The sequence below is a fragment of the Streptomyces sp. ME19-01-6 genome (assembly GCF_033793745.1).
In the GTDB taxonomy this organism is placed as follows: Bacteria; Actinomycetota; Actinomycetes; order Streptomycetales; family Streptomycetaceae; genus Streptomyces.
Genome location: NZ_JARAXF010000043.1, coordinates 1 through 16102 on the forward strand (window position 1 = coordinate 1; position 16102 = coordinate 16102).

Annotated in this window: 14 protein-coding genes; 11 read left to right on the forward strand and 3 right to left on the reverse strand. The window is 70.9% G+C overall.

Annotation, left to right across the window (positions count from 1 at the left end):
• A partial coding sequence (locus tag PV419_RS47450) for a transposase (RefSeq protein WP_319699852.1) occupies nt 1-832 on the forward strand: 832 nt, incomplete at its 5' end.
• A 146-nt stretch (nt 833-978) separates the two neighbouring features.
• On the opposite strand, the gene PV419_RS47455 is transcribed toward PV419_RS47450, so the two are convergent.
• A complete protein-coding gene (locus PV419_RS47455; RefSeq protein WP_319699854.1) occupies nt 979-2628 on the reverse strand; it encodes a cellulase family glycosylhydrolase in 1650 nt (549 codons plus the stop codon).
• Nucleotides 2629-2789: 161 nt separating this feature from the next.
• Between PV419_RS47455 and PV419_RS47460 the strand changes: the two genes are divergently transcribed.
• From PV419_RS47460 to PV419_RS47475, 4 genes are all read left to right on the forward strand, one after another.
• On the forward strand, nt 2790-3977 hold the full coding sequence (locus PV419_RS47460; protein ID WP_319699856.1) for a sensor histidine kinase: 1188 nt from the start codon (nt 2790-2792) through the stop codon (nt 3975-3977).
• A gap of 313 nt (nt 3978-4290) precedes the next feature.
• Nucleotides 4291-6720, forward strand: coding sequence for a GTPase-associated protein 1-related protein (locus PV419_RS47465; protein WP_319699858.1), 2430 nt, complete (start codon nt 4291-4293; stop codon nt 6718-6720).
• A gap of 6 nt (nt 6721-6726) precedes the next feature.
• A complete protein-coding gene (locus PV419_RS47470; RefSeq protein ID WP_319699860.1) occupies nt 6727-7044 on the forward strand; it encodes a hypothetical protein in 318 nt (105 codons plus the stop codon).
• Between the two features lie 21 nt (nt 7045-7065).
• Complete coding sequence (locus PV419_RS47475; protein WP_319699862.1) at nt 7066-7473, forward strand: amidohydrolase family protein; 408 nt, start codon at nt 7066-7068, stop codon at nt 7471-7473.
• Nucleotides 7474-7574: 101 nt separating this feature from the next.
• On the opposite strand, the gene PV419_RS47480 is transcribed toward PV419_RS47475, so the two are convergent.
• Entirely contained in the window at nt 7575-8324 is a 750-nt protein-coding gene (locus PV419_RS47480; RefSeq protein WP_319699863.1) for an SDR family oxidoreductase, read from the reverse strand.
• A 194-nt stretch (nt 8325-8518) separates the two neighbouring features.
• Between PV419_RS47480 and PV419_RS47485 the strand changes: the two genes are divergently transcribed.
• Genes PV419_RS47485 through PV419_RS47500 form a run of 4 tightly spaced genes read left to right on the forward strand, consistent with a single transcriptional unit; the run spans nt 8519 to nt 11673 of the window.
• Nucleotides 8519-9397, forward strand: a complete 879-nt coding sequence (locus tag PV419_RS47485; RefSeq protein ID WP_319699865.1) for a helix-turn-helix transcriptional regulator — start codon at nt 8519-8521, stop codon at nt 9395-9397.
• 52 nt (nt 9398-9449) lie between these two features.
• Nucleotides 9450-10547: a glycoside hydrolase family 95 protein gene (locus PV419_RS47490; RefSeq protein ID WP_319699867.1), complete on the forward strand. Its 1098-nt coding sequence runs from the start codon at nt 9450-9452 to the stop codon at nt 10545-10547.
• Nucleotides 10547-11365 carry a glycosyl hydrolase family 95 catalytic domain-containing protein gene (locus tag PV419_RS47495; protein WP_415925531.1) on the forward strand — a complete coding sequence of 273 codons (819 nt, stop codon included), beginning with the start codon at nt 10547-10549 and terminating at the stop codon, nt 11363-11365. The genes PV419_RS47490 and PV419_RS47495 overlap by 1 nt, the downstream gene beginning before the upstream one ends.
• 50 nt (nt 11366-11415) lie before the next feature.
• Complete coding sequence (locus tag PV419_RS47500) at nt 11416-11673, forward strand: glycoside hydrolase family 95-like protein (protein WP_415925532.1); 258 nt, start codon at nt 11416-11418, stop codon at nt 11671-11673.
• An 18-nt stretch (nt 11674-11691) separates the two neighbouring features.
• On the opposite strand, the gene PV419_RS47505 is transcribed toward PV419_RS47500, so the two are convergent.
• On the reverse strand, nt 11692-12543 hold the full coding sequence (locus PV419_RS47505) for an AraC family transcriptional regulator (protein ID WP_319699872.1): 852 nt from the start codon (nt 12541-12543) through the stop codon (nt 11692-11694).
• Between the two features lie 76 nt (nt 12544-12619).
• Between PV419_RS47505 and PV419_RS47510 the strand changes: the two genes are divergently transcribed.
• Both PV419_RS47510 and PV419_RS47515 read left to right on the forward strand, forming a co-directional pair.
• A complete protein-coding gene (locus tag PV419_RS47510) occupies nt 12620-13576 on the forward strand; it encodes a DMT family transporter (RefSeq protein WP_319699874.1) in 957 nt (318 codons plus the stop codon).
• A 449-nt stretch (nt 13577-14025) separates the two neighbouring features.
• Complete coding sequence (locus PV419_RS47515) at nt 14026-16098, forward strand: non-reducing end alpha-L-arabinofuranosidase family hydrolase (protein ID WP_319699876.1); 2073 nt, start codon at nt 14026-14028, stop codon at nt 16096-16098.
• The last annotated feature ends 4 nt before the right edge of the window (nt 16099-16102 follow it).

Consider the following 16102-nt stretch of genomic DNA (forward strand, 5'->3'; position numbering starts at 1 on the left):
CCACCTGGACTGCCTCGCGGATCTGTTCCTCCAGTCGCTGCACCTCGCGCAGAAGCTCGGCATGGTCAAGATGGGCCGCGTCGCCCTGGACGGAACGAAGCTTCAGGCCAACGCCTCAAAACACAAGGCGATGAGCTACGGCCGCCTGGTCGACAAGGAAGTGCGGATCGAAACCGAGATTGCCGCCCTGGAGGCCAAGGCCGCTGCCCTGCTGGAGGAGGCGGAGGCCACCGACACCGCCGAGGACCAGGCCTTCGGCCCCGACGGCAAGCAGGCGGACCTGCCCGCCGAGCTGGACCGGCGTGAGAAGCGGCTGGCCAAGCTGCAGGCCGCCCGCGCGCAGATCGAGGCCGAGGCCGCCGAGAAGGCCCGCGCTCACGCTGAAGACAAGGAGCGCCGCCGCCAAGAGCGCGCCGGGACCAGCGACGAGCAGGCCCTGGTCGACGCCGGCTACTGCCCCGAGGCCAACCTCGAGGCCGCCGGGGACCGCCAACTAACCTGTGGCACCGACACCTTCATGGCCACCGGCCGACCCGGCCACGACGAGCAGGTCCCGCCCGCACCCCGCGGGCGCATCCCCAAGGACGCCACCTTGAAGGAGCGCATGGCCCGCAGGCTGCGGACCAAGCCCGGCCGGGCCGCCTACAGCCGCCGCAAGGCCATCATTGAACCAGTCTTCGGCCAGATCATGACCTGCCAGGGCGGCCGCCAGCTCCTCCTGCGCGGCGAGGACCGGGCCCGCGGCGAGTGGCGACTGCTGGCCGCCTGCCACAACCTCCGCAAGATCTTCCGGCACGCCGGAACCGCCGGCCTCGCCGCCGCGATCGGCTGATCCCACCAGGCACACTGGACCCCTTCAGGCCGATTCCCAGGCCGACAGGACCAGGCCGTCCCGCCCCGGCAGGCACACACCGAGCGACCACGACCGATCCCACCACCACGACCACCCAGCCGATTGCCCGTTACTGGGACACGCTCCTAGCCGGTGGCGCAGGCACTGCCGCTGAGGGTGAAGGCGGTCGGCGCGGAGTTGGTGCTGCCCTTGTTGGCGGTGAAGCCGAGGGTGACCGAGCCGCCGGCGGGGATGGTGGAGGTGTAGGAGGCGGGGGTGACGGTCACCGCGGCGCCGGTCTGCTTCGGCGTGCCGCCCCACATGTTGGTCACGGTCTGGCCGTTGGCGAAGGAGAATCCCAGGGTCCAGCCGTTGATGACGGCGGAGCCGGTGTTACGGATGGAGATCTCGCCCTGGAAGCCGCTGCCCCAGTCGCCCACGACGCGGTAGCCGACCGAGCAGTCGGCCCCGGAGCCGCCACCCGCCTGGGTGGTGACACCGACGGTGGCGGAGCGGGCCGAGCGGTTGCCGGCCGCGTCCCGGGCGTAGACGGCGAAGGTGTAGGAGGTGGCGGCGGTCAGGCCGGTGATGGTCGTGCCGGCGCCGGTCGATGTGGCGACCCTCGTCTCGGCGCCACCGCTGACGCGGACGACGTCATAGGCGGTGACGCCCACGTTGTCGGTGGCGGCGGGCCAGGTGAGAGTGGCGGAGGTGGCCGTCACGGCCGAGGCGGTCGGGGTGCCGGGGGTGGTCGGGGCCTGGGTGTCGCCGCCGGAGCCACCGCCGTAGACCGTGGCCTCGCGGGAGGTCTCGGCGATGCCGTTGGGGCCGTTGAAGATGCGCTTGCCCCAATCGGTGAGCTTGTTGGGGTCGAAGCCGGTGGTCAGGTCCAGGATGGGATCGGTGTTGCCGCTCCAGGACCAGGCCAGATAGCCGAGCTTCAGCTGCTGGGCGGCGGCCATCATGGTGTTCTCGTCGGGGTCGCCGTACTGGTCGGCAGGTCCGCCGAACTCGCCGATGAGGATGGGCAGACGGGCGCTCACGAAGGCGTTCAGGTAGTCGGTGATCTCCTGTGCCGTGTCGTAGACGCTGTACATGTGGATCGAGAAGATCAGGTTGCCGGTGGTATCGGCCTTGTAGACGGCCTGCGCGTTGTCGCGCATGACGTTCTGCCAGTCCTGGCCCCAGTTGGGGGCGTCGATCATGATCGTGTGCTGGAACCCGGCGTTGCGCAGCTTCTGGATGGCGGCGGTGGTGGGGGCGGTCCAGCCGGAGGGGTTGGTGTTGCCCCAGGGTTCATTGCCGATGTTGATGATGATGTAGTTCTCTTCGCCGGTCAGCACGCTCTTGAGGCCGATCCAGTAGTCGGCCGCCTGGTCGAGCGAGGCGGCCGCGGACTCCTCGCCGTAGCCGGTGGTGTCGTGCACCTCCAGGACGCAGATGAGCCGGTTGGCCTTGCACTGGGCGACGATGGCGGCCACGTCTTCGGGGCTGTTCCTGGTCCAGCGGTGGCCGTTGGAGAGGACGACGCGGACGGTGTTGGCGCCCAGCGCCTTGATGTCGGCCAGCGACTGGGTCTCACCCGGGTACCACGTGTGGGCGTGGTTGACGCCGCGCATGATGAAGTCGTTGCCGTTGCCCTCCAGCAGGCGGCCGTTGCTGATGTGGAGGCCGGTGGCCAGCGGGGCGCGCGGCTCGGCGTGGCCGGCGGCCTGGGCGGCCGGGCCGAGGCCCACGATCCCGAGGAGGCCGGCCAATACGGCCAGCAGGACGGTAAGCGATCTCTTTCGTCTCATCGCGACTCCAAGGAGTGAGCGTCCGATGGCTTACGCGGGCAAGGCATTGGGAGCGCTCCCATCAACGCATCGCGCTCGAGGCACGTCAAGGTCTCCGACGGGAGCCGGTCCGGTCGACAGCCGCTCGGGCACCCGCCGCACGCCGCGTAAGCTGCTCGGCGATGGACATACGAGAGGACGTGCGGGGGTGGTGGGAGCGGGGCCGAGCACTGGTGGCGGCCAAACCCCTGGCCGTTGACATCGGGATCGCGCTCCTGGTCCAGGCGGCGGTGACGATGCCGTTCGTGGTGCCGCGCCCGGCCGATTTCGAACCGGCGACCTGGCCCGCCTACGGGCTGACCACGCTCACCGTGCTCCCCCTGATCTGGCGTCGGCGCGCTCCCCTCGCCGTCTTGTTCGCGATCCTGGCGGCCAGCGCGCTGTACCAGCTGGCGCTGGAGGGACCCGGCCAGCCGCTGCCGTACACCGGGCTCGTCATCGTCTATACGATCGCCGCCCTGTCACCGCCGTGGAAGCGGCTGGTCACCGGGGGTGTGCTGCTGGTCGCCGTGCCCCTGTCGGTGCGGCTCAACACCGAGTCGGCGCGCGAGCTGACCTTCTCCCTCTTCGTGTTCGCGGCGGCCTATGTCCTCGGGCGGCTGACCGATGCCCGGCAGCGCGCGAACCGGGTCGAGGCCGAGCAGGCCGCCGCGCGCGAACGGGCCCGGATCGCACGGGAGATGCACGACATCCTCTCCCACGCGGTGAGCCTGATGATCGTGCAGGCGGAGGCCGGGCCCGTGGCGGTGCGTACGGCTCCGGAGCGGGCGGAGGCCGCCTTCGACGCGATCTCCGAGACGGGCCGGGACGCCATGGCGCAGCTGCGCCGGATGCTGGGGGTGCTGCGCGAGGGCGACGAGCCGGACGGCGCCCCGCGCGAGCCGCAGCCGGGCCTCGCCGGTCTGCCCGATCTCCTCGGCCGGATCCAGGCCAGTGGCCTTGACGTCGCCTACGCAACGGCCGGAGCCGTGCGGGCGCTGCCGGACGCGGTCGGGGCGGCCGTCTTCCGGATCGTCCAGGAGGCGCTGACCAACGCGGTCAAGCACGCGGATGCCCGCGCCGTGTCCGTACGACTCACTTACGCGGCGCACGAAATGGAGATCCGGGTGACGGACGACGGGCGCGGCCCCCAGCCCGGTTCCGGCGGCGGGCACGGTCTCGTCGGGGTCCGCGAGCGGGCGACGGCGCACGGCGGTACGGCGGTCACCGGGCCGGGCCCGGACGGCCGGGGCTTCGAGGTGCGGGTCCGTATCCCCGTAAGTTCGTCCGTCTTCTCGCTTGAGAGGCATGAGGCACCGTGGGGGAGTTGAGGGGCCGTTTGCGGTTGCCCGAAGTTCAGTCGGGCACTGGGCGACTGGCTGATGTGGCCGACGATCCCGTATCTGCGCCAGTCCGGCCCACGGAAACGTCCACGGCCCTATCCTCGGAGACCCTGCCACCCCAGGGGTGGGTCTGCTGTGATAATCCTTCACACAGTCGACTGGGAGCAGGGGGGCGGGCGGTGGTGGAGTTCGGGCATCGCCTCGGGCTGCCTGGCGCCCTGTCCGGACTGTCGCTGCTCGGACGCCGAGGCCTCCTCCCGCTGAGCAAACCCGGCAAGCCCGAAGCCGTGGAGGCCGGAACATGAGCCTGGCGCAGCTGCACTACACCTCGGCACCGCCGGGGCCCGACGGGTCCGGATCCCGCTTCACCGCGGTCAGCCCCGGGGTGCCACCGTCGCTGCTCGGGGAGGCCGAGCAGCTCCTCGGATACGAGCCGCCACATGACGCTCCCCCGCGTCCCTCCGACTTCCAACCCGCCTCCTTTCCCGAGGTGTTCAGCTACAGCCTGCTCTCCGACGGCAGCGGACTTCTGGCCCGGACGGTGTACACGGGAGCCGACCACAGCGGGCGCTGGGGCAACTTCCACGCCCATGCCGTGCATCTGCCCACCGGTGCGCCACTGCCGGGCGGCGCGCTGCCCATCACCGCCTGGGGTTCCCCGCAGTGGGCCACGCGCACCCCGGAGGGTGGGGTGCCGGAGCCGCTGGAGGCGCTGACCGCCTCGGGGCGCATGGACCGGGACGGCCTGGTCGCTTTCGCGGGCTCCCGCGCGCCGTGGCTCGCGCGCTTCTTCGCCGATCTGCGCAGGCTGAGCGAGGACGAGTCCGCGCCGCAGATCGTCCTTGTCGAGCAGGACAGCGCTGATGTGGCCCGGTGGATCGCCCTGGCCTGCGCCGCGTTGCCGCGTGACCGTGCCCACCGGCTGACGTTCACCACCTACACGCGGCGGCCGGAGCTCTCCCGGCAGCAGATCATCGGCGTACGGCCGGAAGACGACCGGGAGCCGACCGGCCTCGACCACCGCTACCGCGTGTACGACGTGGCCGGCCGGAAGACCGGGGAGCCGGTATCCGACGCCTGGGCACAGGCGGCCGCGGGCATCTGGCTGGGCGGCGCCCCCGAGCTGTTCAAGGAGGCCGACGCGCTCCCGGGCGGCCAAGTCGCCCCCGGTACGCTCGCCGTCGCCGCGCTGTGCGCGGGGCTCGACCTCGGCACCACCGGCCGGACCGAGGCGGCCAACTGGGCACGCCACCACCCGGAGGCCTTGAGCGACGATCGGCTGCACCGGCTGCTGGCGGCGCTGTGTGTGCCGGCCGGGGCCCGGCCCGAGGCCGAAAAGACCGCGCTGACGGGGCTGTTCACCTGCCTCGACGGCAGGGTGCCGACCGCCGTCAGCACACCCCTCGCCGCGCTGGTGCTGACCGAAGCCGTCCATGCGCCCGCACCCGGCCCGGGGCTCGGAGCCCTCCGGCCCGACGCACTCACCGAGGATGTCCGGCTGCGCCTCGCGAGCGAACTCGCGGCCGATCTGCGCGCCGGCGTGTCGGACGCCGATCAGGGCGCCGCACACCCCTTGGAACTGCTGCGCATCGCCGACATGCTCGGCGTGGACTGCTCGGATCTGCTGCCGGAGGTGGCACACGGGCTCGCCCATGCGCTGCTGACCGACCCGGAAGCGACACACACCCCCGCGGTACGCCTGGCGCTGGAGGAGCACTTCGCGTTGCGGACCGCGCTGCTCGGCAAGCTCGACGCTCTGGCCGCGGGCGATCCGCTCGCCGCGGCCCGGCTGTTGGCCCGGGTTCCGCTGCGGTTCGCGGAGAGCCAGGCCCTGCCCCACCTGCGTATGTGCGCCGAGGCGCCGCGGGTGACGACGGGCGGAGGCGACCGCGCCACCGCGCTGAACGCCGTGTTGCGATCCGGTGGTGTTTCGGTGTTCGCCGAGCCGCTCGTCCTGCGCACCGCGGTCCGGCTGGTGTGGGGTGACGACGCGCCGACCGCCGGAGAGGCCCGGCTGATGCTCGGCGACATCGGATCCGACGCCCACCGCGCGGCGGGCACTTCCGCCATCCTGATCAAGACCGCGCTCGAAGGACCCGCGGAGGATGCCGAGGTACCCGATCTGGCCCATGACCTCCTGCGCTGTTTCACCGAGGATCTGGCACCGCGCGACCGTGCGTCCCTGACGCTCCTCGAGTTCGCACGCGATCTGAGGAGCCGCCTCGCCGGGCCCGGCTGGACCGACCGGGCGCTGTCGCTTCGGGCCATGGCGGAACCGGTGGAACCCACGGTTCTCGAGCATGCCTTCGGAGCGCTCGCGGACCGTGTGCTGTCCGAGGACGCCCCGGACGGAGAGTTGTACGCGCTGATCCACAGCGGGGATCCGGGCCTCCTTGCCGCCTACGGCCAGGCCGCGCGGTCCGAGCGGGTGCGTGACCGGCTCCGCACCGATCCCGCGTATGTGGCCGAGTGCTTCACCGCGTGGAGTTCGCATCCCCAGGCGGGTGGTGGCTGGCAGGAGACGCGGACGGCGCTGCTGGACTCGGTGCTCCGTCCGATGGTGCGGACGCTGCCCGACGCGCACCTCACCTCCGTCGAGCACTGTCTGGAGCGTACGAGCGTCCGCTGGGCCGATGAGTTCCGGACGTGGAACCGTCCCGGCGCGTTCGGCCGCATCGGTCGCCGCCTGGCCGGCCGGAAGCGAAAGGGGACGCCCGAAGGACACCGCTGAGCCTCGGTGGCTGTTCCCGCCCCCAGCCGGGCCCGACGCGAATTATCACGCAGATCACTCATCGAGCAGAGCGGCAAGGTGGCGGTCGGGGCTGGTGCCCTATGGCTGGGCGGCCCCTTGGCCGGCCTCGCCACCGAGGCATCCGCGGCACAGGGCAAGGCGGGGACGGAGGGCGACACCCGGCAGATCACCGTCAGCCAGGTCACCAACGCGTCCGCCGCGCTCTCGCCCGACGGCCGCCACCTGGTCTACCAGTCCTACGCCGACGGCAACTTCCACCTCTGGCTCGCCCGGGCGGACGGCACCGAGGGGGCGCAGGTGTGAGTCGGCACCGACAGCCCGCTGGTGCCCCCGGCCGTCTACTACCACCTGAATGTGCAGACCATGGTGCGCTACGGCGCCAGCCCGTACCAGGCGCTGCGCGCGGCCACCGTGACGGGCGCGCGGGCGCTGGGCATGAGCGCCCACCTGGGCACGGTCGAGCCGGGGAAGCTGGCCGACCTGGTGCTGGTGGAGGGCGACCCGCTGACCGACATCAGGGCGGCCGCGGCGGTACGGCAGGTGGTGCTCGGTGGCGTGGTGCACACGGTGGACGACCTGGTGGCCGAAGGGCCGGGGGCGGCTCGTAAGGCCTCGTCTGCGAGGAAGGCCGCGACGAAGACCACGCCGAGGGCCGAGGACGTGCCGCAGGGCCCGGCCCGGCAGCGCTACTGGTGGCACCGTGAGGAACACACGCACGGCCCCTGCTGCTGAGCTGCCTCCCCGCCGGCGGCGAGTCCGAGCCACCGCGGTGCGGCGTGCATGATCGGTACCGGGTGCCCACGCACGCCGCACACCTGGATCTCGACGTACGGTCAGACGATGCCGCCGTTGGCACGGATGACCTGGCCGTTGACCCAGTGGCCGGCCGGTGAGGCGAGGAAGGCGACGACGTTCGCGATGTCGGCGGGGGTGCCGAGGCGTTCCAGTGGGGGCTGGGCGGCCAGCCGGGCGACGGTCTCCTCGTCCTTGCCCTCGAGGAACAGGTCGGTGGCGGTGGGGCCGGGGGCGACGGTGTTGACCGTGACGTCCCGGCCGCGCAGCTCGCGCGCGAGGATCATCGTGAGCGCCTCGGCGGCGCCCTTGCTGGCGCTGTAGGCGCCGTAGCCGGGCAGGGCCAGGCCCACCACGGAGGTGGAGAAGGTGACGATCGCCCCGCCGTCGCGGATCCTCCTGGCGGACTGCTGGGCGACGACGAAGGTGCCGCGGATGTTGGTGCGGTGCAGCGCGTCCAGCTCCGTCAGGTCCAGGTCGGCCACCGGGGCCAGGTACATGCGGCCGGCCGCGTGGACGACGACGTCGATGCCGCCGTACTCGGCCTCCGCGGTGTCGAAGAGCGCGGCCACCTGCTGCTCGTCGGCGACATCGGCCCGGACGGCGACCGCCCTGCCGCCGGCGGCGGCGATCTCCTTGACGGCGGCCTCGGCCAGATCACGGTTGCCCGCGTACCCGACCACGACGGCGTATCCGTCGGCGGCCAGCCGGCTCACCGTCTCGCGACCGATGCCACGGGAACCGCCCGTGACGATGGCGACGCGACTCTTCGCGGTTTCTTGGGTGGACATGGAATCTCCCGCAGAGCAGATGGGGGATGGAACATCGGATGGATCGTGGCGCAGGGCGTCCGTGTCGGCCTCGGTGTCGGCGCCCTGCCTGTGTCTCCAGCATGGGCCGGTGTTCCCGGGCCGGCCAGGGCTGTCTCCACCCTGGGGTTCCCATCCCCTGGCTCAGCCCGCCGGCACGAGCGACGATGGGGGGCGTGAACCATGCCGAGCTCGCCGCATTCCTCAAATCCAGGCGCGATCGGATCCGCCCCTTTGACGTCGGCCTGCCCAGCGGGCCCCGGCGCCGGGTGCCGGGCCTGCGGCGCGAGGAGGTCGCCCATCTGGCCGGGCTGTCCGCGGACTACTACACCGAGCTGGAACGCGGGCGCGGCGCGCAGCCCTCGGCCCAGGTTTTGGCCGCTCTCGCCCGAGCGCTGCGGCTGGACGGCGACGAACGGGACCATCTGTTCCACCTCGCCGACCGGCCGGTCCCACCGGCGGCGCACGGCCCGGACGCGCATGTCCAGCCCGGCCTGCTCGGTCTGCTCGACCAGCTCACCACCACCCCCGCCCAGGTGATCACCGACCTGCACGAAACCCTCGTGCAGAACCCCCTGGCTGCCGCGCTCGTCGGCCGGCCCCCGGCGGTACGCGGCCCGGCGGCAAGTTTCGTCCACCGCTGGTTCACCGATCCAAACGCCCGTACGCTCTACCCGCCCGAGGACCACTCCCACCACTCCCGGGTCTTCGTCGCCGACCTCCAGGCGGTCGCCGCCCGGCGCGGCAGGGACACCGAGGTGTCCCGGATGGTGGCCGCGCTGCGCCGACGCAGCGAGGAGTTCGCCGCCCTCTGGGACACTCACGACGTCGCCCTCCGGCGGACCGACCACAAACGCATCGTCCACCCCGCGCTGGGCGTCATCGAGTTGGACTGCCACAGCCTGTTCAGCGAGGACGGACGCCAACGCCTGCTGTGGTTCAGCGCCCCGCCCGGCACCGAAGGCGCCGCCCAGCTGGAGCTGCTCTCCGTCATCGGCACACAGGACATGACGACCACGACCAACCCGGACGGACGCCGGCAGCCGAAGTCCTGACCCGCCTCCGACGTGTTGACAGTAGACCTCCGATGAATTGACTTTTGAGTCCATGGACCGCAGACATTTCTTCGCTCTGTCCACAGCGACCGCGGCCGGTGCGACCGGCCTCGCGTCCGGCGGTGCCCACGCCGCCGAGAAGACCATCGCCGAGAAGACCGGCGGTGCCACGCGCCCCGGCGAGCTCACCCTCTGGTACCCGCGGCCCGCTTCCGAGTGGCTGGAGGCGCTGCCCATCGGCAACGGACGGCTCGGCGCCATGGTGTTCGGCGGCACCGACACCGAACGGCTCCAGTTCAACGAGGACACGGTGTGGGCCGGCGGGCCGTACGACCCGGCCAATCCTCAGGGCCCGAGCAACCTTCCGGAGATCCGCAGGAGGGTCTTCGCCGGCGAATGGGCCGGCGCCCAGGCCCTGGTCGACAGCACCTTCATGGGAAACCCCCTCTCCGAGCTGCCCTATCAGACGGTCGGCGATCTGCGGCTGACCTTCTCTTCCCAAGGCGAGGTCAGCGGCTACCGGCGTGAGCTCGACATCGACTCCGCCGTCACCTCGGTCCGCTACACACAAGGCGGCGTCACCTACCGGCGCGAGGTCATCGCCAGCCATCCCGACCAGGTCATCGCCTTGCGGCTGACCGCGGACACCCCCGGTGCCATCTCGTTCACCGCCGCCTTCGACAGCCCTCAGAGCGTGACCGGTTCCTCGCCCGACCGGATCACCGTCGCGATCGACGGCACCGGGCAGACCCGGAGCGGCGTCACCGGGCAGGTGCGGTTCCGGGCGCTGGCCCGTGCCCGTGTTGAGGGGGGCACGGTCAACAGCGAGAGCGGAAAGCTCACGGTGGCCGGTGCCGACTCGGTCACCCTGCTGGTGTCCATCGGGACCAGCTATACGGACTTCAGCAACGCGACCGGCGACCACGCCGCCCGCGCCGCCGCCCCGCTCGACGCCGCGTCCGACATCCCGTTCACGACGCTGTGCAAGCGCCACACCGACGACTACCGGCGCCTGTTCCGCAGGGTGACGCTCGACCTGGGTTCGACCGATGCGGCCAGGCTGCCCACCGACGAGCGGGTCAGGAACTTCGCTTCCGCCTCCGATCCCCAACTGGTCGCGCTGTACTACCAGTTCGGTGGTATCTGCTGATCGCCTGCTCGCGGCCCGGCACCCAGCCGGCCAACCTTCAGAGCCTCTGGAACGATCTGCTCAGCCCGCCTTGGTCATGCCGGTACACCATCGACATCAACACCGAGATGAACTACTGGCCGGCCCCCGTCACCAACCTTCTGGAGTGCTGGGAGCCGGTCTTCGACATGCTCGCCGACCTGTCGGTTTCCGGCGCGAAGACCGCTCGGACGCAGTACGGGGCGCGCGGCTGGGTCGCCCATCACAACGTCGACGGCTGGCGTGGCACCGCCCCCTGCGACAAGGCCTTCTACGGCACCTGGCCCACCGGAGGGGCCTGGCTGGCCACCGGCATCTGGGACCACTATCTGTTCACGGGCGACAAGGAAGCGCTGCACGAGCGCTACCCGGTACTCAAGGGCGCGGTGCGGTTCTTCCTCGACACCCTGGTCACCGACCCCTCCAGCGGCCACCTCGTCACCTGCCCGTCGATGTCGCCCGAACACGCCCACCACCCGGACGTGTCCCTGTGTGCGGGGCCGACGATGGACAACCAGATTCTGCGTGATCTCTTCGACGGCTTCGTCAAGGTCTCCGAACTGCTCGCCGAGGACACGGACATGCGGGGCGAGGCGCGTACCGTGCGCGGGGAGTTGCCGCCCATGAAGATCGGCGCCCAGGGCCAGTTGCAGGAGTGGCAGGAGGACTGGGACGCCATCGCCCCGGAGCAGAACCACCGGCACATCTCGCACCTGTACGGCCTGCACCCCAGCATCCAGATCACCAAGCGCGGCGCCCGTTCCAGATCGACGGCAACTTCGGTGCCACATCGGGGATAACGGAGTGGCTGCTGCAGTCCCACGCCGGTGAACTCCACCTCCTGCCCGCCCTGCCTCCGTCGCTCCCAGACGGCCGGATCCACGGGCTCCTGGCCCGCGGCGGCTTCGAGGTGGATCTCACCTGGAGCGACGCCGCCCTGGCCGACTGCCGGCTGCGCTCCCGTACCGGCACCCGCGCCGTGGTCCGAGCGGCGATGCGGCTCAAGGTGATCGCGCGGGGGAAGCCGGTGGAGGTGGCGCACCCCGAGCCGGACCTCACCTCTTTCGACACCGTCCCCGGGCACACGTGCCGCCTCCTCCCCGTCTGACGGCCCGGCCACTTTGAGCTACCCGACGCCGAGCGCACGGCGGAAGGTGCCCGGAGTCAGGCCGTAGGTGCGGTGGAACCAGCGGGTGAAGTGGGCCTGGTCGGCGAAGCCGGTGGCGGCTGCCGCGGCGGCGGGGCTGATCCCGGTGGTCATCAGGTCGCGGGCGCGGCGGAGGCGGAGTTGGCGCTGGTAGGCACTGGGGGCCAGGCCGTATTCGGCGCGGAAGGCGCGGTAGAGGGTGTAGCGGCTGCAGCCGATCGTCTCGGCCAGGGCGTCGGCGGGCAGGGGTGCCGCGGACGGTTCGAGGCAGGACTCGCGGAGGAGGACGAGCGCCCGGCGGGCGATCTGATGCTGGGCGCTCGCCGATTCCACGCGCAGTCGGGGGGCGCGGGTGGCGCCGCGGCGGGCCATCGCCAGCACGGCCGCGGTCAGGCATTCGTCCCGTACGCAGGTGTCCGCGGGTCCGCTGAGCACGGCGTGGAGGCGGGCGAGAGCGCCGGTGAGCGCGGGGTCGTCGAGGACGGGCTGTCCGAACAGGGGCATGGCCGCGGCGCCCCCGCCGGCCGCGTCGGTGAGGACGTCGCGCACCAGCGCGGGGCCGATGTGCACGATGCGGTACTGGTAGCCCAGTTCCGCGGCGGCCCGGCCGTCGTGCACATCGTCCGGGTTGAAGGCCATCACCATCCCGGCGCCGCTGGTGTGGGCCGCGCCGCGGCAGTGGAATCGCTGGGCGCCGAGGTCGGTGATGCCGAAGGAGTACGTGTCGTGGCTGTGCGGCGGGTACACGTGGTCGAAGAAGTGGGCGTGCATCGCCTCCAGCGGATGCGAGCCGTCCCGCCAGTACCGCACCCAGCCCCGTGCCGTTTCCATGGCCTCATTGTGCGGTACCTGGTGTGCGCACCGACGTTCAAGACAGGGCGCGGGGCGGGTCGCCAGGGTGGGGGGCATGGCATCGAAGCAAGGCTTGAGGACCGGTCCCTATGCGCTCCTGTCGGTCACCATGGTGCTGTGGGGCAGCGCCTTCTCCAGCTCCAAGTCGGTGGTGGACCATGTGCCGCACACCGTTGCCGCGCTGCTGCGGTTCGGCGGTGGGGCCCTCGCGCTGCTGCTGGCCGTACGGGTGTCCGGGGACCGACGGCGGACGGGGGAGGCGGCGCGCCACGGGTGGCGCGCGGCACTGGCCGGGGTGCTGGGCGTGTTCGCGTACAACGCCTTCTTCTTCTGGGGGCTGTCGCTGGCACCCTCCTTGGACGCCGGCATTCTCATCCCGGTGATGAGCCCGGTGATCACCAGTGCCTTTCTTCTGGTGGTACGGCGTGAGCGGGCCTCGGCGGCGCGTATCGCCGGGCTCGGCACGGGACTGGCCGGGGCCGTGGTCTTCTTCCTGGGGGCGGGCGGCAATTCGTCCGGGGGCGGTGATCGGGCACGGCTCGCGGGGGATGCGCTGTTCCTCCTCAGCGCGCTGTGCTGGGCCGCGTACACACTGGCCGGGCCGCGGGTGCTGGCCGGCATCGAGCCGCTGCGGGCCACGACATACGCCACGTGTGCGGGCGCCGTCCTCCTGGCGGTGATCGCCGTGCCCGATCTGCCGGAGGTGCGCTGGGGCGAGTTGCCGGCCGGGGTGTGGCTGAACGCCGCGTATCTCGCCGTGTTCGCCGCCGCTGTCGCCAACCTGTTGTACTACCGGGGAATCGCGGCCGTGGGGCCCGCGTCGGCATCTCTCATGATGTTCCTGGTCCCGGTCGTCAACACCGTGTGCGCCACGCTCTTCATGGGCGAGTCGTTCGGTGGAGTGCAGGGCGCGGGAGCGCTTTTGCTGATGGCGGGTGCCGTCCTCAGTCTTCACACCCGTGGGGTTGACCGGGTGAATGCTGCGAGAGGTATTGACGCCTCCGGCGAGTGACCTATCATCCACAACGTCCGAACAACCGGCCGCTATTCGGCATGTCGAACATCATGTCACCGGGTCGGGGCACATGGCGCAAGCCGAGCACGGCAGCACCCGCATCACCCATACCGGCAAAACCTTCCGGCCGTCCCGCACCCTCCCGTGGGAGCGGTTCCACAGCGCAAGGGAGTGAGTCATATGTCATGGACCCATCACCCTCACAGCCGCCGGAGAGCGCTGACGACGGCCACCGGCCTGATCGCCGCCGCTGCCGCCCCCATGGCCACCGCCCCGCGCACCGCGGCCGCGGCCCAAGCGACGCCGGCGCGGTGGCCGCTGCCGCGTCGTACACCAACCGAACGTGTCCGGCGGCCGGATATGGCTACGGGCCAACGCCGACATCCGCCCCGGCGCGGCCCGGCCCGGCCCGGCACTGAGCACGCCCTGACCGCTCGAGGAGAGACATGACCCTTCTGATCCGATCCGCCCGACGCCGAGCCTCGGCGTTAGGACTCCTGGCCGCCGGCGTCATGGCGGTGGCCGGGACCGCGACCGCCGCACCCGCACCCAGCTCCGCCGCTGCCCCTGATTCCGCCGCTGCCTCCGACTCCGTTCAGGCCTCCACCCTGGGCGCGCAGGCGGCCCAGTCCGGGCGGTACTTCGGCGCCGCCGTGGCCGCCGGCAAGCTCGGCGACGGCACCTACTCGACCATCCTGGACCGCGAGTTCAACATGGTCACCCCCGAGAACGAGATGAAGTGGGACACCACGGAGCGGTCCCGCGGCTCGTTCAACTTCGCTCCCGCCGACCAGATCGTGGGCCACGCCACCTCGCACAGCCAGCGGGTACGGGGCCACACCCTGGTCTGGCACTCCCAGCTGCCCAGCTGGGTCAGCTCCATCACGGACGCGAACACCTTGCGCAGTGTGATGAACAACCACATCACCACCCTGATGAACCACTACAAGGGCAAGGTCTACGCCTGGGACGTGGTGAACGAGGCGTTCGCCGACGGCGGCAGCGGAGCACACCGCGCCTCGGTCTTCCAGAACCTGCTGGGCGACAGCTTCATCGAGCAGGCCTTCCGCACCGCGCGGTCTGCCGACGCGTCGGCCAAGCTCTGCTACAACGACTACAACATCGAGAACTGGAGTGACGCCAAGACCCAGGGCGTCTACCGCATGGTGCGCGACTTCAAAGCGCGCGGCGTGCCCATCGACTGCGTCGGCTTCCAGGCCCACTTCGGCACCGGCGGCCCGCCGGCCAGCTTCCAGACCACCCTGTCCAACTTCGCCGCCCTCGGCGTGGACGTACAGATCACCGAGCTGGACATCGCTCAGGCGCCGACGACCGCGTACGCGAACACGGTGAAGGCCTGCCTGAACGTCGCGCGGTGCACCGGCATCACCACATGGGGCATCCGGGACACCGACTCCTGGCGCGCCGGGGAGAAGCCGCTGCTCTTCGACGGCAGCGGCAACAAGAAGGCGGCCTACAACTCGGTGCTGTCCACGCTGGGCGGCACGGCCTCGGCCAAGGCCACGGCGAGGGCCTCGACCTCCCCGACCTCGTCGGCCGCCGCACTGCCCACCAGGTACTCATGGAGCTCCAGCGGGATTCTGATGTCCCCCAAGTCGGACTCGACGCACAACATCGCCGGGCTCAAGGACCCGTCAGTGGTCTACTACAACGGCAAGTACCACGTGTTCGCCAGCGTCGCCAGCTCCTCCGGGTACAGCCTCGTCTACCTGAGCTTCAGTGACTGGTCCCAGGCGGCCTCGGCCACGCACTACTACCTGGACCGAAGCGGCATCGGCACCGGATACCGGGCCGCCCCCCAGGTGTTCTACTTCGCGCCCCAGCGCACCTGGTACCTGGTGTACCAGACCGGCAACGCCTCGTACTCCACCAACACCGACATCAGCAACCCGGGCGGGTGGAGCGCCCCGCGCAACTTCTACTCCTCGATGCCGGACATCATCAAGCAGAACATCGGCAACGGTTACTGGGTCGACATGTGGGTGATCTGCGACAGCGCCAACTGCTACCTGTTCTCCTCTGACGACAACGGTCATCTGTACCGCTCGCAGACCACCCTCGCCCAGTTCCCGAACGGGTTCACCAACACCGTCATCGCGGCCCAGGATTCCAACAAGTACGCCCTCTTCGAAGCCAGCAATGTGTACAAGGTGCAAGGCAGCAACCAGTACCTGCTGATCGTCGAGGCGATCGGCTCGGACGGCAAGCGCTACTTCCGCTCCTGGACCTCCAGCAGCATCGGCGGCTCCTGGACACCGCTGGCCGCCTCCGAGAGCAACCCGTTCGCCCGGGCCAGCAACACCGCCTTCCCCTCGGGGGCCTGGACCAAGGACATCAGCCATGGCGAGCTGATCCGCGCCGGGTACGACCAGACCCTCACCATCAACCCCTGCAAGCTCCAGTACCTGTACCAGGGCATGAACCCCAACGCCAGCGGCGACTACAACACCCTGCCGTGGCGGCTCGGCCTGCTCACCCAGACCAACTCCACCTGCTGACGGA

What these genes read in the sequence shown, in the direction of transcription:
- PV419_RS47455 (WP_319699854.1), bottom strand. Translation starts at nt 2,628, where the DNA reads ATGAGACGAAAGAGATCGCTTACCGTCCTGCTGGCCGTATTGGCCGGC.
- PV419_RS47460 (WP_319699856.1), top strand. Translation starts at nt 2,790, where the DNA reads ATGGACATACGAGAGGACGTGCGGGGGTGGTGGGAGCGGGGCCGAGCA.
- PV419_RS47465 (WP_319699858.1), top strand. Translation starts at nt 4,291, where the DNA reads ATGAGCCTGGCGCAGCTGCACTACACCTCGGCACCGCCGGGGCCCGAC.
- PV419_RS47480 (WP_319699863.1), bottom strand. Translation starts at nt 8,324, where the DNA reads ATGTCCACCCAAGAAACCGCGAAGAGTCGCGTCGCCATCGTCACGGGC.
- PV419_RS47490 (WP_319699867.1), top strand. Translation starts at nt 9,450, where the DNA reads ATGGACCGCAGACATTTCTTCGCTCTGTCCACAGCGACCGCGGCCGGT.
- PV419_RS47505 (WP_319699872.1), bottom strand. Translation starts at nt 12,543, where the DNA reads ATGGAAACGGCACGGGGCTGGGTGCGGTACTGGCGGGACGGCTCGCAT.
- PV419_RS47510 (WP_319699874.1), top strand. Translation starts at nt 12,620, where the DNA reads ATGGCATCGAAGCAAGGCTTGAGGACCGGTCCCTATGCGCTCCTGTCG.
- PV419_RS47515 (WP_319699876.1), top strand. Translation starts at nt 14,026, where the DNA reads ATGACCCTTCTGATCCGATCCGCCCGACGCCGAGCCTCGGCGTTAGGA.